The 26,102-nt window shown below is 65.7% G+C and carries 25 protein-coding genes and 1 pseudogene; 9 read left to right on the top strand and 17 right to left on the bottom strand.

Annotated elements, in window-relative coordinates; translation table 11 throughout:
- Window positions 1–42: 42 nt before the first annotated feature.
- The 4 genes from FHS96_RS19500 to FHS96_RS19515 all read right to left on the bottom strand — a co-directional run bounded on the left by FHS96_RS19500 (window position 43) and on the right by FHS96_RS19515 (window position 6,383).
- Complete coding sequence (locus tag FHS96_RS19500; protein ID WP_429595508.1) at window positions 43–477, bottom strand: SRPBCC family protein; 435 nt, start codon at window positions 475–477, stop codon at window positions 43–45.
- An 11-nt stretch (window positions 478–488) separates the two neighbouring features.
- Window positions 489–1,541, bottom strand: a complete 1,053-nt coding sequence (locus tag FHS96_RS19505) for a Rieske 2Fe-2S domain-containing protein (protein ID WP_429595510.1) — start codon at window positions 1,539–1,541, stop codon at window positions 489–491.
- Window positions 1,542–1,552: 11 nt separating this feature from the next.
- On the bottom strand, window positions 1,553–3,616 hold the full coding sequence (locus tag FHS96_RS19510) for a TonB-dependent receptor (RefSeq protein WP_429595513.1): 2,064 nt from the start codon (window positions 3,614–3,616) through the stop codon (window positions 1,553–1,555).
- Window positions 3,617–3,722: 106 nt separating this feature from the next.
- Entirely contained in the window at window positions 3,723–6,383 is a 2,661-nt protein-coding gene (locus tag FHS96_RS19515) for a winged helix-turn-helix domain-containing protein (RefSeq protein WP_429595516.1), read from the bottom strand.
- Window positions 6,384–6,491: 108 nt separating this feature from the next.
- On the opposite strand from FHS96_RS19515, the gene FHS96_RS19520 reads away from it, so the two are divergent.
- Window positions 6,492–7,187: a type 1 glutamine amidotransferase domain-containing protein gene (locus tag FHS96_RS19520; protein WP_429595519.1), complete on the top strand. Its 696-nt coding sequence runs from the start codon at window positions 6,492–6,494 to the stop codon at window positions 7,185–7,187.
- Window positions 7,188–7,581: 394 nt separating this feature from the next.
- On the opposite strand, the gene FHS96_RS19525 is transcribed toward FHS96_RS19520, so the two are convergent.
- The 5 genes from FHS96_RS19525 to FHS96_RS19545 all read right to left on the bottom strand — a co-directional run bounded on the left by FHS96_RS19525 (window position 7,582) and on the right by FHS96_RS19545 (window position 12,965).
- Window positions 7,582–9,801 carry a xanthine dehydrogenase family protein molybdopterin-binding subunit gene (locus tag FHS96_RS19525; RefSeq protein ID WP_429595522.1) on the bottom strand — a complete coding sequence of 740 codons (2,220 nt, stop codon included), beginning with the start codon at window positions 9,799–9,801 and terminating at the stop codon, window positions 7,582–7,584.
- Entirely contained in the window at window positions 9,798–10,790 is a 993-nt protein-coding gene (locus tag FHS96_RS19530; protein WP_429595525.1) for an FAD binding domain-containing protein, read from the bottom strand. Before FHS96_RS19530 ends, FHS96_RS19525 begins: the two co-directional genes overlap by 4 nt.
- The gene (locus tag FHS96_RS19535; protein ID WP_429595528.1) at window positions 10,787–11,332 is read right to left on the bottom strand and encodes a 2Fe-2S iron-sulfur cluster-binding protein; all 546 of its coding nucleotides are present in this window, start codon (window positions 11,330–11,332) and stop codon (window positions 10,787–10,789) included. The genes FHS96_RS19530 and FHS96_RS19535 overlap by 4 nt, the downstream gene beginning before the upstream one ends.
- Before the next feature lie 102 nt (window positions 11,333–11,434).
- Entirely contained in the window at window positions 11,435–11,956 is a 522-nt protein-coding gene (locus FHS96_RS19540; RefSeq protein WP_429595531.1) for a nuclear transport factor 2 family protein, read from the bottom strand.
- Between the two features lie 106 nt (window positions 11,957–12,062).
- A complete protein-coding gene (locus FHS96_RS19545; RefSeq protein WP_429595534.1) occupies window positions 12,063–12,965 on the bottom strand; it encodes a LysR family transcriptional regulator in 903 nt (300 codons plus the stop codon).
- A 159-nt stretch (window positions 12,966–13,124) separates the two neighbouring features.
- Here FHS96_RS19545 and FHS96_RS19550 point away from each other — a divergent pair, with 159 nt between their 5' ends.
- Together FHS96_RS19550 and FHS96_RS19555 are read left to right on the top strand one after the other, a co-directional pair.
- Complete coding sequence (locus FHS96_RS19550) at window positions 13,125–13,487, top strand: YciI-like protein (protein ID WP_429595536.1); 363 nt, start codon at window positions 13,125–13,127, stop codon at window positions 13,485–13,487.
- Window positions 13,488–13,535: 48 nt separating this feature from the next.
- Window positions 13,536–14,525 carry an aldo/keto reductase gene (locus tag FHS96_RS19555; RefSeq protein WP_429595539.1) on the top strand — a complete coding sequence of 330 codons (990 nt, stop codon included), beginning with the start codon at window positions 13,536–13,538 and terminating at the stop codon, window positions 14,523–14,525.
- A 177-nt stretch (window positions 14,526–14,702) separates the two neighbouring features.
- On the opposite strand, the pseudogene FHS96_RS19560 reads toward FHS96_RS19555, so the two are convergent.
- The 5 genes and pseudogenes from FHS96_RS19560 to FHS96_RS19580 form a co-directional block, all read right to left on the bottom strand.
- Window positions 14,703–14,960, bottom strand: a pseudogene (locus FHS96_RS19560) (transposase); the annotation flags it as partial.
- Between the two features lie 213 nt (window positions 14,961–15,173).
- Window positions 15,174–15,710 carry an acyl-CoA dehydrogenase family protein gene (locus FHS96_RS19565; protein ID WP_429595542.1) on the bottom strand — a complete coding sequence of 179 codons (537 nt, stop codon included), beginning with the start codon at window positions 15,708–15,710 and terminating at the stop codon, window positions 15,174–15,176.
- An 88-nt stretch (window positions 15,711–15,798) separates the two neighbouring features.
- On the bottom strand, window positions 15,799–16,095 hold the full coding sequence (locus tag FHS96_RS19570; protein WP_429595545.1) for a hypothetical protein: 297 nt from the start codon (window positions 16,093–16,095) through the stop codon (window positions 15,799–15,801).
- Window positions 16,092–16,424, bottom strand: a complete 333-nt coding sequence (locus tag FHS96_RS19575; RefSeq protein ID WP_429595548.1) for a hypothetical protein — start codon at window positions 16,422–16,424, stop codon at window positions 16,092–16,094. The genes FHS96_RS19570 and FHS96_RS19575 overlap by 4 nt, the downstream gene beginning before the upstream one ends.
- A 79-nt stretch (window positions 16,425–16,503) precedes the next feature.
- On the bottom strand, window positions 16,504–16,845 hold the full coding sequence (locus tag FHS96_RS19580; RefSeq protein WP_429595551.1) for a hypothetical protein: 342 nt from the start codon (window positions 16,843–16,845) through the stop codon (window positions 16,504–16,506).
- A gap of 63 nt (window positions 16,846–16,908) precedes the next feature.
- Between FHS96_RS19580 and FHS96_RS19585 the strand changes: the two genes are divergently transcribed.
- Window positions 16,909–17,031, top strand: a complete 123-nt coding sequence (locus FHS96_RS19585) for a hypothetical protein (RefSeq protein ID WP_429595554.1) — start codon at window positions 16,909–16,911, stop codon at window positions 17,029–17,031.
- Between the two features lie 107 nt (window positions 17,032–17,138).
- Here FHS96_RS19585 and FHS96_RS19590 read toward each other — a convergent pair whose 3' ends face one another.
- Window positions 17,139–17,474, bottom strand: a complete 336-nt coding sequence (locus tag FHS96_RS19590) for a hypothetical protein (protein WP_429595556.1) — start codon at window positions 17,472–17,474, stop codon at window positions 17,139–17,141.
- A 667-nt stretch (window positions 17,475–18,141) separates the two neighbouring features.
- Here FHS96_RS19590 and FHS96_RS19595 point away from each other — a divergent pair.
- The 5 genes from FHS96_RS19595 to FHS96_RS19615 all read left to right on the top strand — a co-directional run bounded on the left by FHS96_RS19595 (window position 18,142) and on the right by FHS96_RS19615 (window position 23,383).
- Window positions 18,142–18,327 (top strand): hypothetical protein, encoded by a 186-nt coding sequence (locus tag FHS96_RS19595; protein ID WP_429595558.1) that lies wholly within the window; start codon window positions 18,142–18,144, stop codon window positions 18,325–18,327.
- A 313-nt stretch (window positions 18,328–18,640) separates the two neighbouring features.
- Window positions 18,641–19,330: a class I SAM-dependent methyltransferase gene (locus FHS96_RS19600; RefSeq protein WP_429595560.1), complete on the top strand. Its 690-nt coding sequence runs from the start codon at window positions 18,641–18,643 to the stop codon at window positions 19,328–19,330.
- Window positions 19,327–20,415: a thiohydantoin desulfurase gene (ertC, locus tag FHS96_RS19605; RefSeq protein WP_429595563.1), complete on the top strand. Its 1,089-nt coding sequence runs from the start codon at window positions 19,327–19,329 to the stop codon at window positions 20,413–20,415. Before FHS96_RS19600 ends, ertC begins: the two co-directional genes overlap by 4 nt.
- A complete protein-coding gene (gene ertB, locus FHS96_RS19610; RefSeq protein WP_429595566.1) occupies window positions 20,412–22,049 on the top strand; it encodes a thiourocanate hydratase in 1,638 nt (545 codons plus the stop codon). The genes ertC and ertB overlap by 4 nt, the downstream gene beginning before the upstream one ends.
- Window positions 22,046–23,383, top strand: a complete 1,338-nt coding sequence (locus FHS96_RS19615) for an MFS transporter (RefSeq protein ID WP_429595569.1) — start codon at window positions 22,046–22,048, stop codon at window positions 23,381–23,383. Before ertB ends, FHS96_RS19615 begins: the two co-directional genes overlap by 4 nt.
- Before the next feature lie 16 nt (window positions 23,384–23,399).
- Here the strand turns inward: FHS96_RS19615 and ertE are convergent, their stop codons facing one another.
- A complete protein-coding gene (ertE, locus tag FHS96_RS19620) occupies window positions 23,400–24,647 on the bottom strand; it encodes an N-carbamyl-l-glutamate amidohydrolase ErtE (protein ID WP_429595572.1) in 1,248 nt (415 codons plus the stop codon).
- The gene (gene ertD, locus FHS96_RS19625; RefSeq protein ID WP_429595575.1) at window positions 24,644–25,999 is read right to left on the bottom strand and encodes a hydantoin-5-propionate amidohydrolase; all 1,356 of its coding nucleotides are present in this window, start codon (window positions 25,997–25,999) and stop codon (window positions 24,644–24,646) included. Before ertD ends, ertE begins: the two co-directional genes overlap by 4 nt.
- Window positions 26,000–26,102: the final 103 nt, after the last annotated feature.

Raw genomic sequence — 26,102 nt, forward strand, 5'->3', positions numbered from 1 at the left:
TGCGAGGAAAGGCTCGATTCAAGACCGCCGATCGATGCTGCGTTACAGTCCGACAGCAGCTTCCAGATTGGCGATGTACTTCTCGATATTGCCGCGCGAAAGACCGCGCAGTTCGTCGTCCCGCGCCGGGTCCAGCGGGAAGAAGTGTGTGCGGATGATGAAGATGCAGGCATCCGGCCCTGCGGGGGTCACCTTGATCCGTCCGCCATAGTCGGCCCAGGGGAGGGGGCCATAATCGACCATGTCATAGGCGATCACCCGCTCGGCTTCGTCGTGTTCGATCAGCCGCTCGACCACGGCCCCGCCGCCGATCGCGGGGTCGAGATGGTAGGTGCGGAGCGCGCCGATCCCGCGCCCGCTCGCCTCGACCCGGGCGACGTAGCCGCGCGTCAGCGTGTCCCCGGCGAAATCCCCGGTGAACTGCCACACCCTCTGGGCAGGCGCCGCGATCCGGCGCGCGATTTCGACCGTCAGCATCGCCTTCTCCTTCAGCGGATAAAATCGGCGCCCGGATGGGCGCGCGGAAAGGTCTTGAGATAATCCACGAAGCGGCCCAGCGCCTTGTCGCTGCGCGTGAACATGCCCCTCGTGAAGCGGATCGTGTTGAGGATCTCGACGTCCTGATCGACCACAGCGATCTCCAGCGCCTGCGCGAAATCGAGCGTTTCCTGGACGCGACGATCGTCTTCCGGGGTGCCGTCGGACTTTTGCGTCGCGATCACGAAATAGCTGCGCAGGGTGCCGGGCCGGTGGATGCCGCAGGGGTAGAGGAAGGCGAACCAGCGCCCGTTTACGCTGCCCATCTGGTAGAAGATGTTGGTGCCGTGGATGCCGACCTTGTACTCGATCTCCGCTCCCGTTTCGCGGAACCGGCCCTTTAGATCATATTCATAGCCATATTGGTGCCAGCGGATATCATTGGTTGCATCGCCGGCGATGTCGATGCCGTGGACGATGTTGATATGATTGAAGTCGGTGGTGTTGCACATGAACACCCAGGGATCGGCCAGCAGGTCGAGATGCGGGATGTCGCTGTGGAAGGCCAGTTCCTCGTCCGGGAAGCCCAGATCTGGCAGGTCGTACAGCGCCTCCTCTCCATTGAACGCCCAGATCAGGCCGAACCGCTCCTGCACGGGATAGCGGAACACCCGCATTCCATCGACGACGCGGTCGTCGGTGGCAGTGCGGGCGCATCTGCCGCGCATGTCGAATTCCCAGTGATGGAAGGCGCAGACCAGCCGGTCGCCCGCCACTTTGCCGATGGAAAGATCCGCGCCGTTGTGCGGGCAATAGGCGCTGACGACGTTGGCGACGCCATCCTCGCTGCGATAGACGGCGACGCGCCCGTCCAGGAAGTTGCGTCCCAGCACCGCGCCCGGCGCCACCTCACCGGAGCGGCACAACGGATACCAGTTCTGCGAGAAGCGGTCATCCTGCCCCTCATAGGTGACGCCCCGGCCATGGCGGCGGCGATCGATCAGTTCGATGGCTGCGCGCGGACCATGGAACATGTCCTCGAGATCGCGGATCTGTGTCGACATCACGATATTCCTCAGAAATTGAAGCTGGCGACGACACCGTAGCGGCGCGGCTGGCCGGGGTAGCGGATGTCGGTTGCACCGGCGGAGAACTCCCTGGCGAAGAATTCCTCGGTGTAGCGTTCCTTGAAGATGTTGGACGCGTAGAGCGCGATGGACCACTGCTTCGCATCGAAGGTCAGCCGCGCATTGGCCAGATGAACCGCATCCTGCCTGTCGGCATTATCGATGTGCCAGTAATTTCCGGAGCGTCCCGAATAGTCGACGCGGGCAATCAGTGAGCGACTGTCGGCAATCGGCGCGCGATACTGGGCGAACAAAGTATAGGACCAGCGATAGGTCAGCGGCACGCTGTTGCCGCGGAACTGGGCCGTGCCGTTATAGTCCTTTATCCTGGTATCGATGAAACCCAGCGATGCACCCAGTTGCAGGTTGCGCATCGGTCGCGCCTGCGCCTCCAGTTCGAAGCCGTAGATGTCGGTCTTGGCGACGTTCACGATGCCCTGGTCGGCGACGTTCAGCACGAAAACCTGCTGATCCTTGTAACGCATGTAGAAGGCGGCGGCATTCAGGGTCAGCTTGCGGTCAACGAGACTGTTCTTCGTGCCGATTTCCAGCGTGTCGGCAACTTCGGGCCGATAGACTTCCGGGAACACGCCGGTCGGTGGGTTGAAGCCTCCGCTGCGGAACCCTCGGGCGGCCGTCGCATAGACCATGGCGTCGGGCGAAAAGCTGTATTTGATCGATAGCTTGGGTTGCCACTCGTCAAAACTGGCCTCACGGCGAGGGCTGGGGATGAGCCGGTTGGTCTGTTCGCGCCGGTCATGGTCGTAACGCAGCGCCGCGGTCAGTTCCAGCGCGTCGGTCGCGCTGTAGTTGATCTGGCCGTAGGCGGCCTTCGTGAGGATGTCCTCGTCCGCCCCCGCCACCGGCGCCGGAATATAGGCCGAAGGCGGCAACCCGCTCGCCGTCGGGTCGGGGGATAGCAGGATGGTGGTGTCGATGCTCTTTCTTGCATCGAGAAGGTAGGCACCGGCGGTCCAGCGCAGCTTCCGCGACGAGGGGGAGGCGAGACGGATTTCCTGGCTGAAGCTTTCATAGCCGCGCAGCTGCCGCGCGCCCAGGATGGACGCGGGCGTCCATTCCAGATCCTCGATGAGGTCGATGCTGGTGTCGTTATAGGCGCTGACGGAGGTCAGCGTAAAAGGCTCGAACGCATAGTCGATCTTGAGCGATGCGTCCTTCGTCTTGCGCGGGCTCCGGCCAAGAAAGTCGTTCTGGATCGGGATGTCGGTGTTGTTGGGCTGGCCATCGGGCAGCGGGATATACCAGGATGCGCCGCCATCCAGATCGCCATAGGCCCCGCGCACGTCGATGGTCAGCCGATCGGTCGGCGTCAGGATCAGCCGCCCGCGCAGGTTCAGATCCTCGACGAAATCCACCTTCCGGTCTAGCGTCACATTGTCGAAGACGCCGTCGAACTTGCGATAGTCCGCCGCGATGCGGAACAGAAGCAGGTCGGGCACAAGCGCACCGCTCAGCGAACCGGACAGGCGTCGGTCGTCGCCATTGGCATAGTCGAGGCCGATCCGCCCCTCCAGATCGTTCGTCGGGCGCTTCGTCGTGATGTTGATCGCACCGCCAATGGCATTGCGGCCGTAAAGCGCGCCTTGCGGCCCCTTCAGCACCTCGATCTGCTCGAGATCGTAGAGCGTCTGTTTGATCACGTCCGTCGACGTCATCTGCACGCCGTCGATGACCAGCGCGACCGGCGCCTCGCCATTACGGACCTGGCCGATGCCGCGGATGCTGATCGCAACGGTGCCGGCGTCCTGCGCGTCGACCAGCGACAGGTTCGGGATCAGCGCGGTGACGTCATCAATGTTGCGGATGCCCGCTTCCTCGATCGCCTGCGCGGAAAAAGCGGTAACGGAATCGGGTACCTGCTGTAGGCTTTCCGAACGCTGGCGCGCGGTCACGATGATGGCATTGCCGTCCATATCCTGCGCTTGGGCGGCGCCGGCATAAAGACAGGCGGAACCCAGCAGCCCGCTCGCCAAGGATGTCCCGAATTTCATCTCGCATGCCCCCATCGTTCGCCGCGCCGGACTTTGATCCGGTCGCCGGAACCCGAACCTAGGGAGGAGCGGCGATGGGCGTATATCAGGAGAAAAGGTGGAGGCGTCAGATGAGGCGCAGGTTACGCGCGGCGGAGATCGCGCGGGAACGCGTCGCGACATTGAGCTTGCGGTAGATGTTGATGCGGTGCGTCTTGATCGTGCTTTCCGCCACGCCGAGGCTCCTTGCCATCTCCTTGCTGGACATGCCGTCCGCCAGCGCGCGGAGCACATCGACTTCGCGGGGCGTGACGATGATATCACTTGCGGAAGGCGGAATGGCGATGGCGCCCTTGCGCGCCGCCGGGCTGTTCTGCCGGAGACGCGCGACGACCGTGCGCTGCGCCGGTTCGAAAAGGTGGAGGACTTCCTCGCAGGCTTCGAGGATCGCCGGCAGCAGCGCCCCGAATTGCGACACGATGCCGATCAGCCCTTCGCTCTCCGCGGCCTCGAGTGCAAGGCGGAGACTTCGCGCCGCCTCGGTCTGGCGACCGCCGGCGGCATGCGCCGCCGCCCGAAGGATGTGCATCTCGATCTCGAGGACGATGGATCCGGCATCGGCAACATCCTCCTCCAGAGAGGCCATCAGGGTCGCGTCCACCGTGCCGCATTGCAGGGCGCAGGTCAGGAGCGCGACGCGGTGGTCGCAGGAGAGGCGCCGGTCGCGCCGCAGGAAGGTCGCCGATGGCGCGACCATCCCTGCCAGAAGCTGCGCAGCCCTGTCGCTATGTCCCAGGCTCAGCAACATGCGGACGCGCATCAGCTCCAACTGGTAGCGCAGCCGTGGCAGGTTGCGACGTTCGGACGTCTCGTGCCCGCGCTGGATGACATATTCGGCCTGCGCCAGATTGCCTGTCCGCATCGCGAACCAGGCCTGCGTGGCATAGGCGGCTACGAAAACCTCGTGCCAGCCTTCCGTCGCCTCGATCACCGGCAGCGCGGATTCCAGCAGGTCGGTGGCGGTGGACAGGTCACCGGACAGGTAAAGCGTGTAGGCCAGTAACGCGATCGCGACCGCAACCTGCGGACTGCCTTCACCGAAATGGCGGGTCGCATGTTCGAGACTTCGCCGAAAATAGAGTTCGGCTTCGCGCCTGCGGCCCGTGCGCATCTGCGACAGGCCGAGATACTGATAGGCGTAGACCTCCAGCAGCGGCAGTTGATGTAAGCGCGCCAATTTGCACGCCTTTTCGCCATGCACCCGGCACCATAGATCGTCCCCCCGATCAAAGCTGTCGAGGCACAGCAGATGATGCAGCAACACGCGCAATGTCGGATCATGCCCTTCATGGGCCAGCTGGCGCTCCAGGATCGGCAGGCATTCCGGCGGAAAGCTGCGATCCTCGTAGATGTGCGTGACAAGGTCGTTGCAGAGGATCTCGCAGGCAAGCGCCGGATCGGTTCGCTCGACCTCGACGATCGGTCGGGCGGCAAGGAGGCCATCGAGAAGTGCACGCGCTTCCAGCAGCCGCCCATGCTGTGCAGCATAATATGCCTGGCCAAGGGTGACGCGCGGGAAATCGCCGGCAGCTGCCGGGTCCAGGTCGTCGAGATGGCGCAGCAGCGCCAGCCCGCCGCGGATCGCCATCCGCCATCCGCCCGCGGCCTCGATGATCCCCAGCGCCGCGGCAGCGTCCGAAACCAGCGCTGCATGGGCGAGTGCTTCGGGCAGCAGATTCTGGCCGGCCAGCCATGACGCCGCCCGCAGGTGTAGCGCGTCGAGCATGGCCTGCCCGCGCTGCGCCAGCGAATCGTAAAGGAACTCGCGCAGCAGCGGATGAAAACGATACCAGACGCCTTCTTCGTCCAGGGGCGCGACCAGCAGGTTCTGCCGCCGCAACTGATCAAGCATCTGGGCGCTGTCCGTCCGGCCGGATATCGCATCGCCCAGCCCCTTGCAGATGCGCTGGGCGATGGAGGTTTCCAGCAGGAATTGCTGGGTCTCAGGAGACAGGCCGGAAACCACCTGCTCGGCCAGATAGTCTGCCAGGTCGCTGGATCGGCGCGTCAAGTGCGCCAGCGTGTCGACCTGGTCACGCCCCGCGAGCCACAGCCGCAGAAGCTGCAGCGCGGCAGGCCAGCCCTGCGTGCGATCGATCAGCTCCTCCCAATCGACCTTTCCGGACTGGTCACTGATGAAGGACCGGGCTTCGCTGTCCGAAAAACGGAGATCGCTCTGTTCCAGTTGGAGCAATTGTCCGCTGACGCGCAGGCTGGACAGGGCGATGTCGGGCAGCCCACGCAACGCGATGATGATCGCCGCGTGGGCCGGCATGCGTTCGATCACATAGTCGAGAAACCGGTTCGTCCCCTGCGATGCAATGCGGTGATAATCGTCGATGATGAGGCGCACCGGTTCCTCGCTCGCCTCCAGCGCAAGCACGATCGCGCGAGCAGCGGCTTCCGCCGCCAGCCCCGGAAGTCCCGCCTCGATCGCCTCTTGCGAATAGGGCAGCGGCAGGCCGGCGCGGTGGAGAGCCGCCATCAGATAGGCGAAGAACTGATCGGCCTCGAACTTGGATTCGTCGACGCTGTACCAGGCAACGGCGACATCCTCCCGCCGCCACTGAGCATGGCATTGGCTGAGGAGGGTCGTCTTGCCATAGCCGGCCGGCGCCGAGACGACGGTCAGATGCTGGCCGGTGCCGGTGATCCGATCGACCAAGGTCGCGCGCCACAGCAAATCTATCGACCTGTTCGGCGGAGCGAGCTTCGTCTGGATCAGCATGGCGCGATGATGCCACAAAGCCCAACGCCTCCCATCCACCTAATCGGTGGATTGTCCCGATCGAACGCGGCGGCCACTTCGTCGACGACGTTCATGAGGCAAGTCACGATGAGCAAGACGATCCTATTCGCACTGACCGCACAGGCCGAACTGGGCGACACCGGCGCCCGTACGGGCGTGTGGCTGGAAGAACTGGCAACGCCCTATCAGATACTCGAGGCTGCCGGATATGATGTCATATTCGCGACGCCAGCGGGGCGGCCTGCGCCGCTCGACCCCGCCAGCCTTGAAGAACCATGGCTGCTGCCGGCAGGACACTGGTTCCTCAGCCAGTCGGCGGCCATGGCGCAACTTGAGGCGCCGCTGGATCTGGCTGATGTAGATGCCATGCGGATCCAGGCGATTTTCCTGGTGGGAGGGACGGGGACGCTCTGGGATTTCCCCGGTTGTGCGGCCCTGGGCGCGCTCGCGTCCGCGCTGATTGCACAGGATAAGCCGGTCGCTGCAATCTGCCACGGCGTGGTCGGGCTGCTGACTGCAACGACCCCTGACGGTGCGCACCTCGTCACAGGCAAGTCGCTGACGTGTTTCAGCAACGAGGAGGAGGCGATGCTCGGATATGACAAGATCGTGCCGCTCCTCGCCGAGACTGAACTTGTCCGTCAGGGCGCGGTCTACAGCCGCGCCGCGCCGTTCGACGCACGGATCGTGGAAGAGGGGCGGCTGATCACCGGTCAGAACCCCGCGAGCGCCGAACCACTGGCACGGGCGCTGCTTGCCCAATTGGATGGGATTGCGAGATGATCCTTGCCCGCGACGGTTGAGCGGATGTGGTCTTCCGCGCAGTGATGGTGTCGCGGAATCCGGCGGAGCAGTTTCGATCCGAAGCGCTGTCGGCGGCGCGCGAACATCCAGGCCCAGGGCCGGGCACCAGGCAACCCGCAGGCGGTGGCGGCCAAGTGATGGCTGCGGCGAGATGGTCTATAATCGCCCTGACCTTTACTGATGACCGGGGGACCTGCTGGGCAGTTGGCATTGCCGTGGCATCTTGGTTTCACCGGCTACGAGCGGGCGAAGGAACGCGGCGTCATTGTGTCCTCGACCCAGGTCCAGTCCGACGGCGCGCAGCTGGCCGCAGCGGCGACGAGGGTGGTGTTTGCGCCTTTCATCATTGTTCCTGGGCAGGTTGCAGATCATGTCAGCCGGGCAGGCCGGACAGCAGCTTGTCGAGCGTGACCGGGAAATCGCGAACGCGGACGCCGGTCGCATTGTAAATTGCGTTGGCGACCGCCGCCCCAGATCCACAGGTGCCGAGTTCGCCGACGCCTTTCAGCATCAGCGGGTTCGCGACCGGGTCCCGTTCATCCAGGAACAGGATGTCGATTGCTGGAATGTCGGCATGGACAGGGATATGATACTCGCCCAGATCACGATTCACGACCTTGCCCGTGCGCGCATCGTGAATCAGTTCCTCGGTCAGCGCGGCGCCGATGCCGAAGACGATGCCGCCAATCGCCTGTGACGTCGCAGTCTTCGGATTGAGAATGCGCCCCGCCGCGAAGACGCTGTTCCAGCGCGACACGCGCGTTTCGCCCGTCACGGAGTTGACGCGCACTTCACAAAAATGCGCGCCGTAGGCGGCTTGGCTAAACCGGGAATTGCTTTCGCCCGGTTCGGTGCTGCCCACGACGGCGATGCCATCGCAGGCGAGCGCAGACAACACATGGCGCTCGCCGCGCGCGATGAGCGCGTCGCCTATAAACCGTGCTTCCTTGACAGGCACGCCGGCCCTCTCGGCAAGTTCCGCGCGCAGCGCGGCGCACGCGGCATAAACGGCAGACCCAGCTGTTGCCGCACCCCAGCTTCCGCCCGATCCTGCGCTGCGCGGATCATTGGTGTCGCCCAGCCGAACCTCGATCCGGTCGATCGCGACGCCTAGGAGGTCGGCGACGATCTGCGTCAGAATGGTGTAGGTGCCGGTACCGATGTCGGTCATCTCGGTTTCGATGGTCACGCGACCGTCGCCGTCGATCCTTACGCGCGCCGCGCCTGGACCGAACAAGTTGCCGCGAGCGGCGGCGGCCATGCCGTGGCCGACCAGCCATTCGCCCTCGCGCATGCTGCCCGGTTTGCGATTGCGCGAAGCCCAGCCGAACCGCTCGGCCCCGGTGCGCAGACATGCGACCAGCGATCGACTGGAAAACGGGATGTCTTCCTCGGGATGGCGGTCAGGCTCATTGCGCAGGCGCAGTTCGACCGGATCGATCGAAAGCCGCTCGGCAAGCTCATCCATTGCGCATTCCAGGCCGAGCTGGCCCGCCGCCTCGCCAGGCGCGCGCATCGATACGCCGAGCAGCTTGTTCACGCGCACGACCTTGTGGTCGATCAGGCGGTTGTCGCCTTCATAGAGCAGATGCGTGGCGATCCCAGCCGGCTCGAAGAAAACTTCGCCGGCCAGCTGATCGGTGATCGTCTCGTGCGCGATCGCCGTCAGCCTGCCTTCTGCGTCAGCGCCGAGCCGGATCCGCTGGTGTGTCGCCGGGCGGCGGCCGGTGGTCTCGAACACCGTCTGACGCATCATGGCGATCTTGACCGGACGGCCGATCTGCCGCGCCGCGATTGCCGCCGCTGCCGCCTCGGGCATCAGCCCCAGTTTTCCGCCGAAGCCGCCGCCGACGAAGGGCGAACGAATGCGGACGTTCGCCGCATCGATACCCAGCACTGTCGCCAGTTGATCGCGCGACGTGACGGGCGACTGGTAGGAAGCCTCGAGTATCACCTGATCGCCATCCCATGCCGCCACCGCCGCGTGCGGCTCCATTGCCGCATGGCTGTGGCTCGGGGTCGTCCAGACCGCGTCGACGTCAGCTGCGGCTGCCTTCATCGCGGCATCGACATCACCTTGCTCGGTATGGATCAGGAAGAGCCCGAAGATGTCGTCGGTGGGCGGCGCGGCATCGTCGAGTGCGGCCATCATGTCGAAGACACCATCCTCATTCTCATAGCCGACTTCGACGCATAACGCGGCCGCGCGCGCCTGTTCGAAGCTCTCGGCGACGACGACGCCGATCGGCTGACCAAAATAGACGACGTCGCTTACGCCCTGCGCCGGCGCGGCGGCGCCCGCGAAATCGCCACCGTTGCGGATCAGCCGATCATCCGTGACGATGGCGATGACGCCCTGCATTCCGCTTGCGGCGTCGGATTCGAGCCGCGTCACTCGGCCCTTGCCGAACGGCGCGCGCAACATCACGCCGTGCGCGAGCCCCGCGGGAAAATGCTCCGCCGCATAGCGCGCCCGACCGGCAACCTTGAGCGGACCGTCGACGCGATCGACCGGCGTGCCGACGCACGGCTCGGCTGTCGTATCGAGCAGGCTGCGCTCGAACCTGTCGTCCATCTTCACCGTCGCATTCATCGGACACTCTCCTGCGTAAGCGCCGAAAGGCAAGCGATCAGCGTTCGCCTGAAGAGCGGCAGCTTGAAATCGTTCGCGCCGCTGCCGTGTGCCTCGGCAAGCACCATGTCCGCCGCCCGTGCGAACAGCGCCTCATCTGGTCTGGCGCCGATAAGCAGCGCTTCCGCCGCACGATCGCGCCATGGCATCGTCCCGATCCCGCCGAATGCAAGCGCGGCATGAGCGATGCGTCCCTTTTCCACCCCGACGATTGCAGCGACTGAGACGAGGGCGAACGCAAAGGAAGCGCGGTCGCGCACCTTGCGATAGATCTGGCGGCCGGGGGCCGGGGGCGGCACGACTACCGCGGTGACAAGTTCGTCCGGCTCGAGATGTGTCTCCAGATGTGGCGTTTTTCCGGGCAGGCGATACAGCGCGTCGAGCGTCAGTGTCCGACGTGATCCCGACGGCCTCGCCGTCTCGATCCGCACGTCCAAAGCGCGCATGGCGACTGCCATGTCGGAGGGGTGAGACGCGATGCAGTCGGCTGACGTGCCAAGGATCGCCATGATCCGGTTGAACCCGCCAATGGCGCTGCACCCGCTTCCCGGCTCGCGTTTGTTGCAGGGCGTGGCTGGATCGTAGAAATAAAAGCAGCGCGTGCGCTGAAGCAGGTTGCCAGCCGTCGTCGCCTTGTTGCGAAGCTGTGCAGAGGCGCCCGCCAGGATCGCGCGGGACAGCATTGTATAGTGCGTGCGCACGCGGATGTCGGCGGCGAGATCGGCATTGGTCACCAGCGCGCCGATGCGCAGCCCGCCATCGGCCGTTTCCTCGATCCTTTTGAGGTCGAGTTCGTTGATGTCGACCAGTTGGCGCGGCTGCTCGACGCCGAGTTTCATCAGGTCGAGCAGGTTGGTGCCTCCTGCGATGAACCGCCCCGTGCCGCGCGCCCGCTGGGCAAGGAGCGCCGCCTCGATCGAGGTCGGCCGGACATAGTCGAACGCGATCATGCGGCATTCTCCGTGCGGTCATGTGCATAGGCGCTGATCGCCTCGACGATGCGGGGATAGGCGGCACAGCGGCAAAGATTGCCGCTCATTCGCTCCCGTATCTCCTCGGGACTGATCGTCGCCGGCGTCACCGGATCACCGCTGACATGGCTCGGCCACCCGGCGTCGATCTCGCTGAGCATTCCAATTGCCGAGCAGATCTGGCCGGGTGTGCAGTAACCGCACTGAAAGCCGTCTGCGGCGACGAAGGCGGCCTGCAGCGGATGCAGAGCGCCGGGGCCGCCGATGCCCTCGATCGTGACGATTTCATCGCCCTGGTGCATCATGGCGAGCGTTAGGCAGCTGTTGATGCGCCGCCCGTTTACGAGCACCGTGCATGCGCCGCACTGGCCATGGTCGCAGCCCTTCTTCGTCCCACTCAACTGCAGATGCTCGCGCAGCGCGTCGAGCAAAGTCACGCGCGCCTCGACGGCCAGGCGCCGTTCAGCGCCGTTGATCGTCAGTGAAAGCTCGATGGTCGCTTCCGCATCGATCCAGTCCACATTTCCTCCCTTGGCTCGATCGCCTGTGAATTCGTGTGCGCGCTACGCGCGGACGGCCGGTGCAAGCAGGACGGCCGGGCTTGGTCGGGCTGCCGATCCCCGTCAGTCGGCGGGCGTCCTGCCACCCGATGCAAGCGGCTTCGCCAGCGCAGCCTTGAAGGCCGCATTGTCGAGGAAAGCGGTGACCGCGACCACGCGGCCGCTGCGGACCGTCATGATCCACAAATAGCTGTTGCGGTAAGTCGATCCATCGGCGAGCGGAGCTGTCCCGTCCCAATGCACAAGAACGTCATCGCCATCTGCCCAGACGCGGCGCACAGTCGGCTTGAGCGGTCCTGCCAGGCGCGCGCGCAGCGGCAGCGACGTCGCGTCGAGCAGCGCCTGGCGGGAGCGATAGGTCGTCGCGACATCGGGATCCTGCCCCATGATGTGCCAGGTTGCGTCCTCGGCAAGCAGGCTGAAGATGTCGAATTGGTTCTTCGCCCAACGGGAGAATGCCTCCTCGATCAGAGCACGGTTGGTGGTCTCGGCGTTTATCGGCATCGGGCTGTCCTGAACGGCCGCCGCGGCCGGCACGGTGATGGCGAGCACGGCGGCAGCGAAGTGAGGCAAGGGCGATCGCAAGCTGGGTCCTCCCTGATGATCGCGCCTTCAACACACGGCACCGGCGTCGGTTCGACGCCGAAATGTCGCGGGAATACGGACGCCGGGGCGCGCTGCCGATCCGGAGTCAGTCCGTGAGACGCTTGCGCACAAACGCCATGAAGGCCTCGAGCGCGGGCGAACGATGCACTTGGTTTGGGGTGTAGAGATAGGCGGGCCAGCGCAGGCAGTTCCATTCGGGAAGGATCTCGACCAGTTCGCCCGCGCGCAACTGGGCCTCGCCAACGACGTCGAGAAGTCGGACGATGCCGTAGCCCGCGCGTGCCGCGGCGATAAGCGATTGGGCGTCGTTCACCGTCAGGCTGCAATCCGGCGAGATCGTGCGTGTTTCGCCGGCCGCGTCAATGAAGTTCCAGGCGTGCGGCTTACCGGTGACGTCGTCGATCAGGCGGATGCAGCGGTGATGGTCGGTAATGTCTTCGGGATGCCCGGGCACGCCGAATGCCTCAAGATAGGCAGGGCTGGCGCAGGTGAGTACGCGGCTCTGGATCAGGAGTTGCTTGTCGAGCCCGCGTGAATCGGGTTCGCCGAAGCGCAGCGCGACATCGAAGCCCTCGATCAGCAGATTGTCGATCCGGTCGCGCACCAGCACATCGAGTTTCACGCGCGGATAGGCCGCCAGGAAGTCGGGCAGCATGGGGATCAGCACATCCGGCCCGAACGCGCCGTCCGTCGAGACCCGAAGGCGTCCGCGAACGTCATTGGGCCCAGCGGGGGTTGCGATCCGCCCCAATGCCTCAAGCATTGGCGTCGCTTCCTCAAGAAAGGTGCGTCCCTGATCCGTCAGCTTGAGCGCACGGGCGTTGCGATCGAACAGGCGCAGACCGGTCCGCTCCTCCAACCGCCCGATCGCCTTGCCGACCCCTGACCGCGACAGCCCCAGGAGTTCGCTCGCACGGGCGTAGCTGCCGGTGCGGGCGACGGCGACGAACACGGTGATGCCTGCAATAATCCTGCCGTCGAACAGCAAACCAGTTCCCCCTTCTGCACAATCTTATCATGTGTCCGCACTAGGCCGCGACCGTCCCGCAATCCGGCCAGTGTGGCGCGCCTGATTGCGAACCGATGGTTCCGATATGTCGGGTCAGCGCGGACGATTTGGCGAAGAACTCTCCGCGGAGGGGCAGCGTTGCAGCGCCTGGGTGATCGACATCGCCCTGCAACCGCCCGTGAGGAGCCGATCTTCGTGAAGCACTACGTTCTCCTTCTGGACTTCAGCGAAGCATATGAAGCACGGCGTGCCGAGTTTCGCGACGCGCATCTGAAACGAGCCTGGGCGGCGGCCGACCGGGGCGAACTCATCCTGGCCGGCGCGTTGACCGATCCGCTTGACACCGGCCTCATCCTGTTCAGAGGCGAGAGCCCCGAGGTGGTGGAACGCTTCGTCCGCGATGACCCCTACGTGAACAATGGTCTCGTCCGCCACTGGCGCATTCGCGAATGGGCGACGGTCGTCGGCACCGACGCGGCATCGATCCTGCGGCCCGCCTGAAGCCTCATCAGGTTGAACAGGCCTATCCACGACAAGGGAAACACGATCATGCTGACACGACGCAAGCTCGGCCGACAGGGCCTCGAAGTATCCGCGCTAGGGCTCGGCTGCATGGGCATGAGTCATGCCTATGGACAGCCCGACGACGCCGAATCGATCGCGACGATCCACCGTGCGATCGAACTGGGCTGCACCTTCTTTGACACCGCCGAGGTCTATGGCCCCTTCACCAATGAAGAATTGCTGGGCCGCGCGCTGAAGGATCGCCGCGAAGGCGTTCAGATCGCAACCAAGTTCGGCTTCGTGATCGGCCAGGGCCTGTTCGCGGGCGCCGACAGCCGGCCCGAGCACATCCGCACGGTGGTGGAGGCGTCGCTGAAACGCCTGCAGACGGATCGCATCGACCTTCTGTACCAGCATCGGGTCGATCCAGACGTGCCGATCGAGGACGTCGCCGGCACCGTCCGGGACCTGATCGCCGAAGGAAAGATACTCTATTTCGGGTTGTCCGAAGCCGGCGCAGACACGATCCGCCGCGCCCATGCCGTCCAGCCCGTTTCGGCGCTCCAGAGCGAATATTCGATCTGGGAACGCAACCTGGACGAAACGATCCTGCCGCTGCTTGCCGAACTAGGCATCGGCCTGGTGCCGTTCAGCCCCCTCGGCCGCGGCTTTCTGACTGGCACTGCCAAGCGCGCCGAGGAGTATCCGGACGATGATTTCCGCGCGAAGGGCGATCCGCGCCTGCAAGGCGCGAACTTCGATGCCAATATGCATATTGCCGAACTGGTGCGCGAAATCGCCAGGCCGCACGGCGCGACGGCGGGGCAGGTGGCGCTCGCCTGGCTCCTCCAAATCCGGGACGACGTCGTGCCGATCCCCGGCACCAAGCGGCGCAAGTATCTCGAGGAGAACCTGGCGGCCGAAATGCTCGTCCTCTCCGCCGAAGAGGTGGAGCGGCTGGACGGCGCGCTGTCGGACTTCGCGGTCTCAGGAGACCGCTATGGAAGCGCAGCGCTGGCAATGGTCAACCGTTGAAGCTATCGCGCCGCGCTCGACTGTCGGGAAGTGAGGTGGTGGTAGCGAGGGTCCGGCCTAGAGGCTGTTATGGACTTGAGTCCGAAAGGATTCAAAGGGTTGGATGGAGATCGTCCGTAAGCCTTATCCATCTGATGTTTCCGATGAAGAATGGTCGCTGATCGTGCGTCACCAATTTTTTGCCAGACGATCCTGCAGACCGGCATTATCGAGCATCGCCTCGGCCAGGAGCCGCTTCAGCTTGGCGTTCTCGTCCTCGAGCGCCCGCAGCCGCTTCGCCTCGGACACCTCCAGGCCGGCATACTTGGCCTGCCAGTTGTAGATCGTCGCTTCAGAGACACCGTGCCGCCGCGCCAGGTCGCCCGTCTTGGCTCCCGCCTCGGCTTCCTTCAGCACCGCAATGATCTGCTCTTCCGTGAACCTCATTCGCTTCATTGTCCGTCCTTCCATCAGGCCGGGCTCTAATCATGCTTGGAGGAAAATCAGGGGGTCACGTCAGTCATGGTCGAGCAGCACTTCGGCCCCCGCGTCGGGGGCATGGTCGGGACTGGCCTGGCGCAAAAATAAGTGACAGATCGCGGATGATCTTGTCGGCGCGCTGGCCATCGAAGGCACTTCGCGTGCCCAGGATCCGCGCCGAAGCCGCCATCACCGTGAAGCCCGCTTGCTCGACGACGCCGCGGGCCAAGAGCGCGACGACAACGGCATCATCCTCGGTGAGCGCGAATTGGCGCGCTGCTTCCTCGAACCAGAAGCCCGCGTTGCGCATCGCCACAAAGGCTTCGGCAGGCGTGCCCGCTGGATCCTGTTCTGCCTCGCATCCTCCGACATTGCCGCGCGGATCTCGTCGACGAGCGCCTCGATACGGCAGAGCTGGACGGCGCAAAACCGCCAGGCTCCGGCGGTGAAGCGCGGACCGCGATCATAGTCGCCCGGCGCGCCCAGCAGCATCGCCGGGTCGAGAGGCATGCTGTCAAGGATGTAGCGGCCGCTCGCACTCGCGCGCGCGGCGCGCGCCCGCCATTCGAACAGGTTTGCGCGATCCGGATGGTCGGCCGGAACGATCACCAGCCGCCGGTCGCCACCGTCGATCGCGGCGGTGACGAGCACGTAGTCGAGGCCGCCGGCGCCGCTCGCGAACCGCTTTTCACCGGACAAGGCCGGCGGTTCACCGGCGATCCGCACACCGGGCGGAGGCTCGGTCGCCCAGACGCCGAACCAGGCACCGGCGTCGAGCGCCGTCGAGCCGGTCGAGCTGGAAGCGGCTGGCGTACTAATCGAACAGCTGGAGTGCATTGACATGGCCCTCGTACAGCCGCCTGATGCTGAGGTCGCCGCGTCCGAAATCGCGGAGTGCGCGGCTCATCGCGCCCTGGCGCGCAGGTCCGTCCGCAAAGGTCGCGCCGCCGCACGCCCGGGGCGCAAAGTGTCGATGATAGCCCGCCGATACGAGTGTGGCCAAGCTTTCGACAGGAAAGTTCGGCGCCGCATCATAGCGGGTGCCGAGGTCAGCAAGGCGCTCGACGACAGCAATGCCTTTCTCGACCGATGGCTTTGCCTGCGACTTCATGCCCGGGCCTTCGCAAGCCCGAGATCCGGCTCGACCAGCGCCTCCAGCCATTGTGCGACCCTGGCAGGCCCGCCCGGCGCGGCGAGCTGCGCGGGCCAGGCCGAGGCACGCACCATCGCCTGGTAGAGCAGCCGCGGCCAGTAGGGAGCGTGCGCCCATGTGGATATGACGACCGCCGACCCGAGCGCGGCCAACCGGCTTGCCTTCGACGCCTGCTCATCAAACGGGCGTGGTTCGGGCAGGCAGACAAAGGGCTTGGGATGCGCGATCACCGAGATGAAGAGACCATCACCGGCAGCACCGACGACGACACCGGCGCCGGCAATCATCCGATCCGCATCGTCGACCCATCCGCGCAGTTCGAGATTGGGTGGCAGATCCGCGGGGAGGGGCAGGACCGATGATCCGCTAGCGACGGTCTGGCGCGGCGCAGGCAGCTTCGGACCAGCGCACGCCATCCGCAATACCACCGCCACGGCCGGTCACGACGCGAACGACGTGTTCCTCGACGCGGGCGCGCGTTGGTGCCGCGTCGACGATCGCGGGAGCGTAGAAGGTCCTGGCGCGCACCCAGGCCGGCGTTTCCTTATCGTCAAGCGCATCATGGAAGGGCGCGAGCAGCGTGGTGGCGGCGCGAAACGCATCGAGATGGGGCCGGTCTAGACACCTGCCTTTCAGTCGCACATAAACGATCGGAACCGACGCCAGCCGCGCGAACATCGCGATCTCCACCGACACGTCGACCACCATCAGCCGCGGGCGGGCCTTCGCGATTCACCGTGTGACGACCGCTGTCCGAGCGCGGATCCCTTCATGATCGATCTGCGCGTAATGAAGCGAGCCAAGGCGGTCGCCATGAGCGGCGCCGGCAAAGCCATCATGCAGCCGATCGTCTGGCAGGTCGAGGACGGGCAACCCGCCGCCACGCCCGGCTAGGACGGCTCCGAGCAGGCAGATGCCGGACCCCAGGGCCCGGCCGATCGCGACGGCACGCTGGCGATGGCCATCGCCATGATGATGGACATAGTAGCCGATCGGTCGTGTCACAGGGACGATCCCCCGGGCAGGGCCATATCGCAGGGCAGGGGAGAAAGACGTTCCTCGGCTTTACGCAGCTGGGCCCCGTTGCTTACCTTCCGCTGCGCGCCGCGCCACTGCGCCCGCTCGCCCCAATGCTTGTAATCCGGCACGAGCAAGGCGTCCTCGCGCGCGAGGGCGTCGCGCCAGCGTGCGAGCTCCTCGGCCATGCCACCGGTTGCGCGGCCGCAGACGCGTGCGGACGCGCGGCTCCAGACCGTCTCCGGATGCAGGAGCTTTCCGCCTGCAGCCATTGCTGAATCGACCAGCGCCCGGTCGTCGCCGACGGCGACCAGTGGCACGCCGCTGGCCTTGTGGTAGAGCCCGACTGTCGGCGCCAGGCTGGTCCCGGTGTGATCGCCATGGCGGGGGGCGGATCCCAGGGGACCGGATCGATGCTATCTTTGATAGCGCGGACCGCCCGCCAATAGGCGCCGGTGCGCCGACGCAGCGCGAAGATTTCCGGGGCCCGTGGGGCATCGGTATCGTCCAGCGTGATGCGATCCACGACGATATGGTGGGCCGATGCGGCGAAATTCGCGGCGATCCAGTCGGCAGGAGGTCTGCAATCGGCGTTGGTGGAGATCGGAAGCCCTTCATGCATCCGAGCAGGTCCTAGGAGGTGGCAGAACCAAAGCTGCGCCGCCGAAGTTTACGCCAGCCGGTCAGCAGGACGGTAGGCTACAGTCTTTTGCTGTAAATGCCGAGACACGCCGCAATCCTTGCGCGAGCGCTCCTCTATTTACCCTGCAAGCTTTGGCATGAATGATATAGCGAAGGCGGCATTGACATTGCCGGCAGGTGGTGTGGAAAAGTGGCGGAATTGTATCAAATTTATTTCGCCAATCACATTGGCCAGGCATGGCAGCTCTCTGCATATCCGCGAGCGGGGAACGATGATGAAGCCCGGGCTTTCGTGCCCTGCCGGATGCCGCCCAAGGTGTCCGCACAAAGGAACGAGATGGGAAAGTGCAGCAGCTTGCATCGAACTTCTGGAATTTCCGCGGCGTGTTCAGGATCGCGAAGCTGATCGATGTGGGCACGCACATGTCGCTGATCCGCCGCGGAAACGGCCGCTTCCTGCTGATCGACAGCTACGCGGTGACCGGCGCCGATCGCGACAGCCTGTTACAACTGACCGATGGTGGCGGCTGATGCTCGGCAATGGGGCGCGGGTTGCGCGCGCGTTCGTGATTGCCCCAAGGTCATCGCCTGTCACCCCTACGCCCTTCGCCGCGCCGAACAACGCGGTGCCCGCCGCGATACGGTGTACGAACTTGCCGATCTGCCGAGGCGTCCGGCGGTCGTCCAAACAAGGGCAGCGGCGCGTCCGCGAGCAGGGGCGCGGCCGGGTAAATGTTCGAATTGCCCTATGGCTTATCTCGGCCAAGTATCAGTCCATCCTTCTTTGCGGGAGCGCAGTAGGGAAATAAGCTGGAAAGAATGACAGTCGGACAGAGAGCGTTCAATGAACATGCCGTTTACCCTCGAGCGAAAGTCGCGCTTCGAAGGCTTGATCGAGGTGCTCGGCGATGTGGCCGGCAAGCAGGTCATTGATGTGGGGTGCGGTGAAGGCGCCATGGCTCAGGCGCTCGCGGAGCGCGGAGCGGACGTGATCGGCATCGATCCTTTCATAGAAAGTACAGACGAGATCATGCTTGGCAGGGGCAGCTATCGGCTTGCGGTCGGCCAGGCAGATGCGCTGCCGCTCCTCGAAGCCAGTGCGGACATTGTTTTGTTCGTATATTCGCTTCACCATGTGCCTAGGGAGCGCATGCAAGGCGCACTCAACGAAGCGAAACGCATCCTCAAGCCCGGCGGCACTCTGTGCGTGGCAGAACCAGTAGCGGCAGGAGCGGCACAGTATGTCATGGCGCCGTACCATGACGAAACAGAGGTTCGCGCAGATGCGGTTGCGGCTCTCTCTGCCCATGCCGCGCCAGTCTTCGCAAGCGAGACAATAGCCTTCTTCGCAGAGCCGCGCATGTTCGAGGGCGGGTTCGACGCATATGCCGCCGAGGCGATCAGCAACATGCGCTACAATGGCTATACCGAGGAGGCTGCGACCAGCGAGGAGGTTCGGCGCCGTTTCGACGAGATGGTCGCGATCCACGGTACAACGCTCGATCAACCCGTGCGCGTGAACCTCTATCGATGAAGCGTCGCCTCGTCCGCGACGATGTCGAGGCCGCGGTTCTGGGCGGTTCGGTATTCGCATGCGGCGGCGGCGGCTGGGCCGATCATGGCATGATGCTGGGTAACGCGGCAATTGATCGCGGCAGCCCTGAACTCGTCTCGATCGACGAACTGCCTGAGGACGCGTGGATCGCGACGGCGGCGGCAATCGGAGCCCCTGCCGGCACAACGCGGTGGGAGATGCGTGGTGAGGACTATGTTCGCGCTGTGGCCTTGCTGCAGGAGGCACTGGGTGCGCCGCTTGCTGGCCTCATCGTCGGCCAGAACGGCATGTCGAGCACGCTCAACGGCTGGCTGCCTGCAGTGGAGCTTGGCCTGGTGGTGGTAGACGCGGTGGGCGACGTGCGCGCGCACCCGACCGGGGACATGGGGTCGCTCGGCCTCGCCGCCAGCCCGGAGCCGATGATCCAGACGGCGGCGGGCGGGCATCGCGCCTCGAGTTCTTATATCGAACTGGTTACGCGCGGCGCGACCGCCAAGGTATCTCCGGTGCTGCGCGCCGCCTCCGACATGTCGGGCGGGTTCATCGCGAGCTGCCGTAACCCGATCCGGGCATCCTATGTGCAGCAGCATGCGGCGCTGGGCGGAATTTCGCTGGCGCTCGATCTTGGCGAGGCGATCCGCGATGCACGGCCGAAGGGCAGCATGGCGGTGGTGGACGCGATCTGCGCGAGCACCGGCGGGCGCATATTGGCGCGCGGGCGGGTCACGAAAAAGACTGTGCAATATACTGCACAGGCGTTCGACATCGGCACGATCGCGATCGACGATGGCGGAAAGGGCGTGCTGCTCCACGTGATGAACGAATATATGGCGGTGGACGATCCGACGGGCGCGCGTCTCGCCACCTATCCCGACGTGATCTCCACTTTGACTCCGGAAGGCGCGCCGGTGAGCGTCGGCCATATTGAGGAGGGTGCCGAACTGCTGGTGTTCCACATAGCCAAGGATCTGATCCCGCTGAGTTCGTCGGTGCGCGACGCCAGCGTCTATCCGGTGGTCGAACAGGCGCTCGGCATAGCCATCGCGGAGCATGCGCTCGCATGAGCCGGGGTTTTCCCGTGCCGGGCGGCAGAGAATTGCGCTGCAAGGGCTGGCGGCAGGAAGGGCTGCTTCGACTGCTGGAAAATGTGCTGGCGGTAGGCGAGGCGCCCGAGCGGCTGGTGGTCTATGCCGCGCTCGGAAAGGCGGCGCGCGACTGGCCCTCGCACGATGCGATCGTCACCGCGCTGAAGACGATGGAGGAGGATGAGACGCTCGTCGTCCAGTCCGGCAAGCCGATCGGCATCCTGCGCACCCATGTCAGGGCGCCGCTGGTCATCATGGCGAACTGCAACCTCGTCGGGCGCTGGGCGACGGCGGAGAATTTCTACCGGCTGGAAGAGGCCGGGCTGATCTGCTGGGGTGGGCTGACCGCGGGCGACTGGCAATATATCGGATCGCAGGGCGTGATTCAGGGCACCTACGAGATCCTGATGCGCATCGCCGAGCGCCATTTCGGCGGCGATCTCGCCGGCAGGTTCGTACTGACCGCCGGGCTGGGCGGCATGGGGGGTGCGCAGCCGCTTGCCGGACGGATGGCGGGGGCGACGATTCTGTGCGTCGAGGTCGATCCCGCGCGCATTGCGCGGCGGCGCGAGACCGGGCTGCTCGACATGGTCGCGGGGTCGCTGGAAGAGGCGCTGGAGATGGTGGCGCAGGCGGCTGTCCAGCGCCGCGCGGTCTCGATCGGGCTGTGCGCCAATGCAGCCGAGATCTACCCCGCGATTCTCGCGCGCGGCGTGGTGCCCGATATCGTCACCGACCAGACTTCCGCGCACGACCTCGTCTATGGCTATATCCCGATCGGCGAGACGCCGGAGACGGTGCCCGCGCTGCGCAGCGACCCGGCGGCGCTGATGGCGGCGGGGCGCGCGAGCATCGCGCAGCAGATTCGCGCCATGCTCGGATTCCAGCGGTCCGGCGCAATTGTTTTCGACAATGGCAACCTGATCCGCAGTCAGGCCGTCGAGGGCGGCGTGCCTGACGCGTTCAATATTCCCATTTTTACCGAAGCCTATCTCCGGCCGCTGTTCGCGCGCGCTATCGGCCCATTCCGCTGGATCTCGCTGGTGAACGAGCGCGACGATATTGCGCGCATCGATGCCTATCTGCTCGAGGTGTTCGGCGACAATGCGATCATCCGCCGCTGGATCGAACTCGCGCGCGTCCATGTGCCGGTGGAAGGCCTGCCGGCGCGGATCGCCTGGCTGGGCCATGGCGAGCGCACCGAACTGGCGTTGGCGGTGAACCGCATGGTGCGCGACGGACGGCTGGCTGGGCCGATCGCCTTCACTCGCGATCATCTCGACGCGGCGGGGATGGCGCATCCGACGATCATGACCGAGAAGATGCGCGACGGATCGGACGCGGTGGCCGACTGGCCCTTGCTCGATGCGCTGGCGATGGCAAGTTCGCAGGCGGACCTCGTCGCGATTCATTCCGGGGGCGGGGGCTATGCGGGGTTCATGACGAGTGCGGGGGTGACGGTGATCGCTGACGGAACTGAGGCGGCGGATGAACGGCTGCGGCTGGCTTTGACCAACGACACTGCGCTCGGCGTGCTGCGCTATGCCGATGCGGGCTATGAGCAGGCGCTGGACGCGGTGGCGGCCGAGGGCATCCACCGCTGTCTGGCGTGAGCAGCGACAGCAAAAGCCCCGGCCGGCGGCGCGCGATTGCCGCGGCGGCGATCGGCAATGCGTTCGAATGGTATGATTTCTCGGTTTTCGTTCTGTTCGCGCCGTTCATCGCGCAGGCCTTCTTTCCCGAGGATGACGGCACCACCGGGATGATCAAGGCGCTGCTGACCTTCGCGGTCGGCTTCATCGCGCGGCCGGTGGGTGCGGTGCTGATCGGCTATTTCGGCGATCGCGCCGGGCGCAAGGCGGCGCTGACTCTGACCTTCGGGCTGATGGCGCTGGGCACCGCGATCATCGCGCTGGCACCGACGCACGCGATGATCGGGGCGGCAGCGCCGGTGATCGTGCTGTTCGGCCGGCTGCTGCAAGGGCTTTCCGCCGGCGGCGAGATCGGTGGTGCTGCGGCGTTCCTGATCGAACATGCCCCGCCGACGCGGCGCGCGCGCATCGGCGCGTGGCTGCAGGCGAGCATGGCGATGTCCAACATCCTGGCGGCGCTGGTCGCGATCAGCGCCGGGCAGATCTTCGACGCGCAGGCGATGGCATCCTATGGCTGGCGCATCCCCTTCCTGTTCGGCCTGCTGATCGTGCCGATCGGCATCTGGTTGCGCGCAACGCTGGACGAGACGCCCGCGTTCGAGGCGGTGGCGGCGCAAGCACCCGAGCGGCGGCCGCGGATCGGCCAATTGCTCGCGGGGCATGGCGAGGCGCTGCTGCGCGGCTTCGGCATATCGGTGCTGTGGGGCGTCGCGATCTACGCGCTGGTGGTGTTCATGCCGGTGCATTTGCAACGGGCGCTCGGCTATTCGGCGAACGAGGCGCTGCTGGCGTCGCTGGCGGGCAATGCGGTGCTGGCGGGTACCTGCTTCGTCTCAGGCGCGCTCGCCGACCGGTTCGGGCGCCGCGCGCTGATGGGCGCGGCTGCGATCGCGCTGGCAATCGGTGCGCCGCTGCTGATGGCGGCGCTGGCGGAGGCGCGCAGCCTGTTGCTGCTGGTGCCGATCCAGATGCTGTTCTGTGCGTTGGTCGGCCTCTATTCGGGCGCCGCGCCGGCGATCCTCGCCGAGCTGTTCCCGACCGCTATACGCTCCACCGGCACCTCGATCTCCTACAACGCCGCGATCACCCTGTTCGCGGGTTTCGCGCCGGCGATCATCACCTGGCTCGCCGCCAACGGCTTCGGCGCGCAGGCGCCGACCGGCTATGTCGCGGCGGCGGCGGTGGTGGGGTTGATCGCGATCCGCGGGCTACCACGGCGGACGCGGCAGGCCGGAGAGCCGGGGCCGGCGGCGGAGCCGACCGTGATCGTGCTGGACCCCGTCCGCCAGCGCTGAGCGCCATTGCGTCGGCTCACCGCCGATCGAACCGCCGCACCGTCTCCAGCAACACCCTCGTCCCCGCCGCAAGCTGGTCCGGCGTGCTATATTCGTCCGGCGTGTGGCTCATGCCGCGCAGGCAGGGGATGAAGACCATCGCCGAGGGGCAGATGGCGGCCATGAACGCGGCGTCATGGCCGGCGCCGCTGGCGATGTCGATTGCGCTCAGCCCCTCGGTTGCGGCGGCCTCGGCGATCAGCGTCCGCAAGGTCGGATCGCACAGCGCCGGCACACCGTCCGACAGCACCGCGATCTCGCTGCGCTCGACCCGCGCGGTTTCGGCGGCGGTGCGGCTGATCGCGTCGAGTTCCACGGCGAACCGGTCGGTCATGGTCATGTCCGAGCTGCGGACGTCGACGACGAGGCGGCATCTGCCGGCGACGACGTTGGAGCCGCCCGGCCATACTTCCATGATACCGACGGTCGCGACGAAATAGGGGCCGCCTTCAGCCGCAATTTGCTCGGCGCGCTCGCGCAGGCGGGCGAGGGTGAGCGCGCCGGCATAGGCGGCGTCGCGGCGCAGGTGCATCGGCGCGGTGCCGGCATGCGCCGCCTGGCCGGTGAAGCGAATCTCGATGCGGCGGATGCCGACGATCGCGGTGACGACGCCGATGTCGATGCCTTCCGCCTCGAGCACCGGGCCCTGTTCGATATGGAGTTCGAGAAAGGCGGCAATATCGCTGCGCCGGGCCTCCTCCAGCCGATCGGGATCGCCGCCCACCGCGCGCAGCGCATCGGCGAGCGTGCGGCCCTTAGCGTCGGTCATCTCCAGCATCGGCGGGTCGAGCCGCGCCACCATCGCGCGGCTGCCGATGCAGGACAGGCCGAATTCGCTCGGCTCCTCGGCGAGGCAATCGATGATTTCCAGCGGATGGCGCAAGGCCTCGCCCGCCTCGGCGAAGGCGCGCGCGACGCCGATGCCGGCGATCACCCCGGCAATACCATCGAAACGGCCGCCGGCGGGCACGGTATCGCTGTGCGATCCGATCGCGATGGCGGGCAGGCCCGGCTCGCTGCCCTCGATCCGCCCGATCAGATTGCCGCCGGCATCGACGCGCACGGTGGCGCCCACGGCTTCGAGCCAGGTCGTCAGCAGCGCGCGGCCTTCATCGAACAGCGGCGAGAAGGAGCGGCGGGTATAGGGCTTGCCGGGCTCGGTGATCGTGCCCAGCTCGATCAGATCCTCCCACAAGCGCGCCGCGTCGACGACGACCCTGGTCATGCCGCCTGCCGCAGCGGGCGCTGGAACCGGCCGGTGCCGGGTTCGGCGCTGGTCCGCCCACCGGCGGAGATCTGTTCGCCGCGCAGATAGGCGGCCTCGACGCGATAGGGCAGTTCCATGCCCTCATAGGGGCTCCAGCCGACGACATTCATTCCCGAGGCGGCGGGATCGTAGCGATAGGGGTTTTTCGCCATCAGCATCACGTCCGCATCGCGGCCCACCGCCAGCGCGCCCTTGGTGCCGCCCAGCCGGAAGAGATGCGCCGGGTTGTGCGCAAGCAGCCGCGCGGCATGGCTCAGCGGCAAATCGCGCTCAACGAGGCCCTTTACCAGTAACGGCACAAGCACTTCGAGCCCCGGCGCGCCGGAGGCGTTCTTGAGCATGTCGGGATCGTCCTTGCGGTCGGCTGACCAGCTTACATGGTCGGTGGAAACGACGGTGATATTGCCTGCCGCGAGGTGCCGCCACAGCGCCTCGCGCTCGGCGCGGGGGCGGATCGGCGGGTTGATCTTGGCACGGCCGACGAGGCGACGGACATGGTCCTCCTCGTCGAGCGTCAGGTAATGGATGCACGCCTCGATCGTCGCCTCATGACCCTGCTGGCGATAGGCGGCGGCGAGTTCATAGCCGCGCCCGATCGAGCAATGGACGATGTGCGCGGCGCAGCCGGTGGAGGCGCCGATCTCATAGACCTGTGCGGTCGCCAGCGCCTCGGTGATCGGCGGGCGCGAGCGGCCATGCGCGAGATAGGATGTGTCGCCCGATGCGCGCACCTCGGCGATAGCGGCGCGCACCATCTCGTCATCCTCGTTGTGGACGCCGGCCATCAGCCCATAGGGCGCGATCGCGGCGAAGCAGGCGTGCATCGTCTGCGGAGGGATGCGCGGAAAGCGCTTGGGATGGGTGCCGAAGGTCGAGAATTTGAACGCCGCGGCGCCCGCCTCGATCAGGGCGGGGATCTGCGCCGCGCCATCTTCCGGCGCAACGGTGGCGTAGAGCGCGAAATCGACGCGCGCCTGTTCGCCGGCGGTCTCGGCCTTGGCGATCAATTGCTCGGGCGTGCAGATCAGGTCGCCATCGTCATAGGGCATGTCGACGATGGTGGTGACGCCGCCTGCGGCGGCGCTGCGTGTCGACCAGATGAAATCCTCCTGGTCGGCCTGGCTGCGGCTGTGGACCTGCGCGTCGATCGCGCCGGGGAGGACGAGCATGCCGGGGCCGCCATGCCGTTCGCCGGCGGGTGGCGCACCCGCGCCGACATGCTGGACAATGCCGTCCGCGGTCAGCACGAACCCTTGGTCGATCACACGATCGGGCAACACAATGCTTCCGACGAACACCTTGTCGGGCATCAACTATCCCCCAGTAACCCGCGCGGAGAGCTGGAACAGCGAGCGCAGGATCAGACTAGGCGGCGCATGACTTGCATTCGTAGCCTGATTTGCCGGAGGTCAG

Source organism: Sphingomonas zeicaulis (assembly GCF_050433225.1).
GTDB classification, from domain to species: Bacteria; Pseudomonadota; Alphaproteobacteria; order Sphingomonadales; family Sphingomonadaceae; genus Sphingomonas_D; species Sphingomonas_D zeicaulis.